This window comes from Streptomyces sp. UNOC14_S4 (assembly GCF_020740835.1).
Classification (GTDB): domain Bacteria; phylum Actinomycetota; class Actinomycetes; order Streptomycetales; family Streptomycetaceae; genus Streptomyces.
In genome coordinates this window covers 1-5237 of the sequence record NZ_JAINFC010000514.1, presented here as the reverse complement: position 1 = coordinate 5237, position 5237 = coordinate 1, and the positions used below count along the sequence as shown (strand labels likewise).

Annotated in this window: 6 protein-coding genes; 3 read left to right on the top strand and 3 right to left on the bottom strand. The window is 70.2% G+C overall.

The features are described from left to right. Together K6I34_RS30915 and K6I34_RS30910 are read left to right on the top strand one after the other, a co-directional pair. Positions 1–960 (top strand): Stk1 family PASTA domain-containing Ser/Thr kinase (locus K6I34_RS30915; RefSeq protein WP_229331102.1); only part of this gene is annotated, 960 nt, incomplete at its 5' end. A gap of 42 nt (positions 961–1002) precedes the next feature. Further along, positions 1003–1884, top strand: a complete 882-nt coding sequence (locus K6I34_RS30910) for a deoxyribonuclease IV (RefSeq protein ID WP_229331106.1) — start codon at positions 1003–1005, stop codon at positions 1882–1884. A 106-nt stretch (positions 1885–1990) separates the two neighbouring features. On the opposite strand, the gene K6I34_RS30905 is transcribed toward K6I34_RS30910, so the two are convergent. Next, positions 1991–2614, bottom strand: a complete 624-nt coding sequence (locus tag K6I34_RS30905; protein ID WP_229331100.1) for a sulfite oxidase-like oxidoreductase — start codon at positions 2612–2614, stop codon at positions 1991–1993. A 162-nt stretch (positions 2615–2776) separates the two neighbouring features. On the opposite strand from K6I34_RS30905, the gene bfr reads away from it, so the two are divergent. Continuing rightward, complete coding sequence (gene bfr, locus K6I34_RS30900) at positions 2777–3265, top strand: bacterioferritin (protein WP_229331098.1); 489 nt, start codon at positions 2777–2779, stop codon at positions 3263–3265. 94 nt (positions 3266–3359) lie between these two features. Here the strand turns inward: bfr and K6I34_RS30895 are convergent, their stop codons facing one another. Beyond that, on the bottom strand, positions 3360–3617 hold the full coding sequence (locus K6I34_RS30895) for a bacterioferritin-associated ferredoxin (RefSeq protein WP_229331096.1): 258 nt from the start codon (positions 3615–3617) through the stop codon (positions 3360–3362). 131 nt (positions 3618–3748) lie between these two features. After that, on the bottom strand, positions 3749–5098 hold the full coding sequence (locus K6I34_RS30890; RefSeq protein ID WP_374231071.1) for a class II 3-deoxy-7-phosphoheptulonate synthase: 1350 nt from the start codon (positions 5096–5098) through the stop codon (positions 3749–3751). Positions 5099–5237: the final 139 nt, after the last annotated feature.

Here is a 5237-nt window from a genome sequence, read left to right as displayed (position 1 = left end):
CGCCTGGAGCACCCACCCGCGCCCCCGGCACCGCCCGCCGCGGCCGGGCACGGCCGGCGCGGGCCCCGGCGTCGCCCGAGCCGCACGCTGCTCGCCGTGCTCGCCGCCGTCGTGCTGGCCGTGATCGGCACGGGCGTCTGGTACATCAGCTCCGGCCAGTTCACGACCGTCCCGGCCGTGCTGGACATGACGCAGGACAAGGCGCAGCGGACGCTGGAGAAGGCCGGGCTCGGCGTCGGCACCAAGCAGGACTTCAGCGACACCGTCGACCGGGGCCACGTCATCTCGACGGACCCCACCCCCGGCAGCCGCATCCGCAACACCGGCAAGGTGACCATCACCGTCTCCAAGGGCCCCGCGAGGACGGAGGTGCCCAACGTCGTCGGCATGACCCTCGACGAGGCGAAGAAGAAGATCCAGGCCGCGGGGCTGACCGTCGGCGAGACCGTCACCCAGTTCAGCACCGAGACCCCGCTGGGCTCGGTGCTGGCCACCGACCCCAAGCCCGGCTCCGAGCGCAGGCCGGACTCCCCGGTCGCGCTGACCGTCAGCAAGGGCGAGGCCATCAGCGTGCCGAGGGTGCAGGGCCTGACCGCCGACGCGGCCACGTCCGCCCTGACGGCCAAGGGCCTCAAGGTGCAGATCTCCGACGCCCAGGTCTACTCCGACATCCCCGCGGGCTCGGTCGCGGCGCAGTCCCCCGGCGACGGCGACACGGCCGCCAAGGGCGACACCGTCACGCTCACCCTCTCCAAGGGCAAGGAGATGGTGACCGTCCCGGACGTCACCGGGAAGAGCGAGGCGGACGCCAAGGCGGCGCTCACCGGGGCAGGCTTCAAGGTCGAGGTCGACCGGCCCTTCTTCTTCCCCCGGGACTCGGTCGACAGCCAGTCCGTCAAGGGCGGCGACAAGGCCGCCAAGGGCGACACCATCACCATCCGGCTCAAGGGCGGCTTCTAGACCGTGTACGGCACCACCACCTCCGCACTCCCGTCCGCGCGCCTGCGCAACCCCGTCGGCGGGCACATCCCCGTCGCCGGGGGCCTCGCGAGGACCGGCCTGCCGTACGCCCGGGCGATGGGCGCCGAGACGGTCCAGGTGTTCGTGGCCAACCCGCGCGGCTGGGCCACGCCGGACGGCGACCCCCGGCAGGACGAGGCGTTCCGCGCGGCCTGCGCCGAGGAGTCGCTGCCGGTCTGGGTGCACGCCCCGTACCTGATCAACTTCGGCTCGCACACGGAGCGGACGGTCGAGCTGTCCGGGGAGTCACTGCGGCACTCGCTGCGCCGGGGCCGGGCGATCGGCGCGCTCGGCGTCGTCGTGCACACGGGCTCGGCGACCGGCGGACGGCCCCGCCGGGAGGCCCTCGCGCAGGTCCACGAGCGGCTGCTGCCGCTGCTGGACGAGCTGACGCACGACGACGACCCGTGGCTGCTGCTGGAGCCGACGGCCGGTCAGGGCGCGTCCCTGTGCTCGCTGGTCGAGGACCTCGGCCCGTACTTCGACGCGCTGGAGCGGCACCCGAAGCTGGGCGTCTGCCTGGACACCTGCCACGTCTTCGCCGCGGGGCACGACCTCGCGGAGACGGGCGGGATGAAGCGGACGCTGGACGAACTGGTCTCCGTGGTGGGCGAGGGGCGGCTGCGGCTGATCCACGCCAACGACTCCAAGGAGGCGGCCGGAGCCCACCGGGACCGTCACGAGAACATCGGCGTGGGCCACATCGGGGCCGGCCCCTTCGCGGAGCTCTTCACCCACCCCGCGACGGAGGGCGTCCCCCTGACCATCGAAACCCCGGGCGGCCCGGAGGGCCACGCGGCGGACGTGACCCACCTGAAGCGGCTGCGCACGGGGCTGCGCCCCGAAAGGGGCGCGGGGCTGTGACATTATGCGGCTCCGCCGCGCAGGCGCGACCAGCCCCCACCGGACCCGCAGACGCGCGCGCAGCGCAAGACGCACCCCAATAGGCGCACCCCGGCAAAACGGGACGTCAGAGCTCAGGCCCTTCCCCCGGCCGCTCCTGGTAGGAATACCGCTGCTCACGCCACGGATCGCCGACGTTGTGGTAGCCGCGCTCCTCCCAGAAGCCGCGGCGGTCGGCCGTCATGTACTCCACGCCGCGCACCCATTTGGGCCCCTTCCAGGCGTAGAGATGCGGCACCACGAGCCGTACCGGAAAGCCGTGCTCGGCGGTGAGCAGTTCGCCGTCCTTGTGGGTGGCGAAAATGCACTGTTCCGACGTGAAGTCGGAGAGCCGGAGATTCGAGCTGAAGCCGTACTCCGCCCACACCATCACATGCGTGACCTCGGGCGCGGGCGGCGCGAGTTCGAGAATGGTGCGGGTCGCGACCCCGCCCCATTCGGCGTCCAGCATGCTGTATTTCGTGACGCAATGCAGGTCCGCCAGGACCGTCGTGTACGGCAGCGCGGAGAACTCGTCATGCGTCCAGCAGTGCTTCTCGCCGTCGGCGGTGGCCCCGAAGACGCGGAACTCCCAGCGCTCCGGCCTGAACTTCGGGACGGGCCCGTAGTGCGTCACCGGCCACCCGCGCTGGAGGCGCTGCCCCGGAGGCAGCTGGAGATGTTCTCCCTCGCGGCTTTCCGACTGACCCATACCTCCATGGTGTCAGACCTTCGGCAGTGCCGGTGACCAGGGGGATACTCGCCGTTTTCCGAAACGGACAACTCCCACTAAGTGTGAACTTACTGGACGGTTTCAAAGTCGCGGTGCAAGGATGCGCGCAACCTGCCGACTTTCTTGGAAGGAGCCCGCGCAATGCAGGGCGACCCCGAGGTCATCGAATTCCTCAACGAGCAGCTGACCGCCGAGCTGACCGCCATCAATCAGTACTTCCTGCACGCCAAGATGCAGGAGCACGCGGGCTGGACGAAGATCGCAGAACACACCCGCGCCGAGTCGTTCGACGAGATGCGCCACGCGGAGACGCTGACCGACCGGATCATCTTCCTGGAGGGGCTGCCCAACTACCAGCGGCTCTTCCACGTACGCATCGGCCAGACGATCACCGAGATGTTCCAGGCCGACCGACAGGTGGAGGTCGAGGCCATCGACCGGCTCCGGCGCGGCGTGGAGGTCATGCGGGCCAAGGGCGACATCACCTCGGCGAACATCTTCGAGTCGATCCTCGCGGACGAGGAGGACCACATCGACTACCTCGACACCCAGCTGGAACTCATCGAGAAGCTGGGCGAACCGCTCTACCTCGCCCAGTTCATCGAGCAGTCGAACGGCGGGGCGGACTGATCCGGGCTCTCAGGGCGCCCCGAAGGGGCGCGGGGAACTGCGCGACCAGCCGCAGACAACCCGCAGCCGCCGGACGGCAGCACCGGGCAGACGCCTAGGCGGCCTGCGCCTGCATCTGCGCCGCGCGGGATATCTCGGGGGCCAATACATCGGCCCCCGAGTCCGCGAGCTCCCGCCGCGGGCACGCCCCGCGCCCCAGAAGGGACTGGATGCGCCGCACACAGCTGCCGCAGTCCGTGCCCGCCTTGCTCGCGGAGGCTATCTGGCGGGGCGTGCAGGCTCCCTTCGCCGCGTGCTCACGCACCTGCTGCTCCGTGATGCCGAAGCACGAGCAGACGTACACGCGGGTCACCGCCCTACCAGGTTGATCAATAAGGTAACCCTTACCTTACCTGGACGGATGGCGGAAAGACAACGCAGTGGGGCCCGGATCACCCGATCCGGGCCCCACCATTACGCACTCGGCCGCGCAGCGTCATCCGCTCACTGGTCGCGGTACATCTCCGCGACGAGGAACGCGAGGTCCAGCGACTGGCTGCGGTTGAGCCGCGGGTCGCAGGCCGTCTCGTAGCGCTGGTGCAGGTCGTCGACGAAGATCTCGTCGCCGCCGCCCACGCACTCGGTGACGTCGTCACCGGTGAGCTCGACGTGGATGCCGCCCGGGTGCGTGCCGAGGCCCTTGTGGACCTCGAAGAAGCCCTTGACCTCGTCCAGCACGTCGTCGAAGCGGCGGGTCTTGTGACCCGAGGCCGCCTCGAAGGTGTTGCCGTGCATCGGGTCGCAGACCCACGCGACCTGGGCACCGGACGCCGTGACCTTCTCGACCAGGGCCGGGAGTCGGTCCCGGACCTTGTCCGCACCCATGCGGGTGATGAAGGTCAGACGGCCCGGCTCGCGCTCCGGGTCGAGCCGCTCGATCAGCGTGAGCGCCTCCTCGGGCGTGGTCGTCGGACCGAGCTTCACACCGATCGGGTTGCGGATCTTCGACGCGAACTCGATGTGCGCCCCGTCCAGCTGGCGGGTGCGCTCACCGATCCACACCATGTGTCCGGACACGTCGTAGAGGTTGCCCGTACGGGAGTCGACACGGGTCAGCGCCGACTCGTAGTCCAGGACGAGCGCCTCGTGGGACGCGTAGAACTCGACGGTCTTGAACTCCTCCGGGTCCACCCCGCAGGCGTTCATGAAGTTCATCGCCCGGTCGATCTCGCGCGCGAGCTGCTCGTAGCGCTGCCCGGACGGCGAGGACTTCACGAAGTCCTGGTTCCAGGCGTGCACCTGGCGCAGGTCCGCGTAGCCGCCCGTGGTGAAGGCGCGCACCAGGTTCAGCGTGGAGGCGGACGCGTTGTACATCCGCTTCAGGCGCTGCGGGTCCGGCGTACGGGCCTCGGACGTGAAGGCGAAGCCGTTGACGGAGTCGCCGCGGTAGGTCGGCAGCGTCACGCCGTCGCGGGTCTCGGTCGGCTTGGAGCGGGGCTTGCTGTACTGACCGGCGATCCGGCCCACCTTGACCACGGGCACGGAGCCCGCGTAGGTCAGCACGGCGCCCATCTGGAGCAGCGTCTTGAGCTTGTTGCGGATCTGGTCGGCACCGACGGCGTCGAAGGCCTCGGCGCAGTCGCCGCCCTGGAGCAGGAACGCCTCACCACGGGCGACGGCTCCCAGACGCTGGCGCAGCTGGTCGCACTCGCCCGCGAAGACGAGGGGGGGATAGCTCGAGAGCTCCGCGATCACATCGCGCAGAGCCTCTTGGTCCGGCCATTCAGGCTGCTGCGCCGCGGGAAGGGAGCGCCAGGTGTTGCCACCGGCGTGGATTTCAGCGTTCACGGTCACGCTCCAACCCTACGGGGTCGCGGCGGCTGTCCGGCCGCCGGACCGCACTGTGAGACGCACCATGAGCACCGCGTAGTGGCGGGAAACCATCGGAGGGGGCTCCGCGGCCGCGCCCCCGCGCCCCCGTACGCGCTTCCCC

Excerpts from the sequence above, each read along its gene's own strand:
- K6I34_RS30905 (WP_229331100.1), bottom strand. The coding sequence starts at position 2,614 with ATGGGTCAGTCGGAAAGCCGCGAGGGAGAACATCTCCAGCTGCCTCCG.
- bfr (WP_229331098.1), top strand. The coding sequence starts at position 2,777 with ATGCAGGGCGACCCCGAGGTCATCGAATTCCTCAACGAGCAGCTGACC.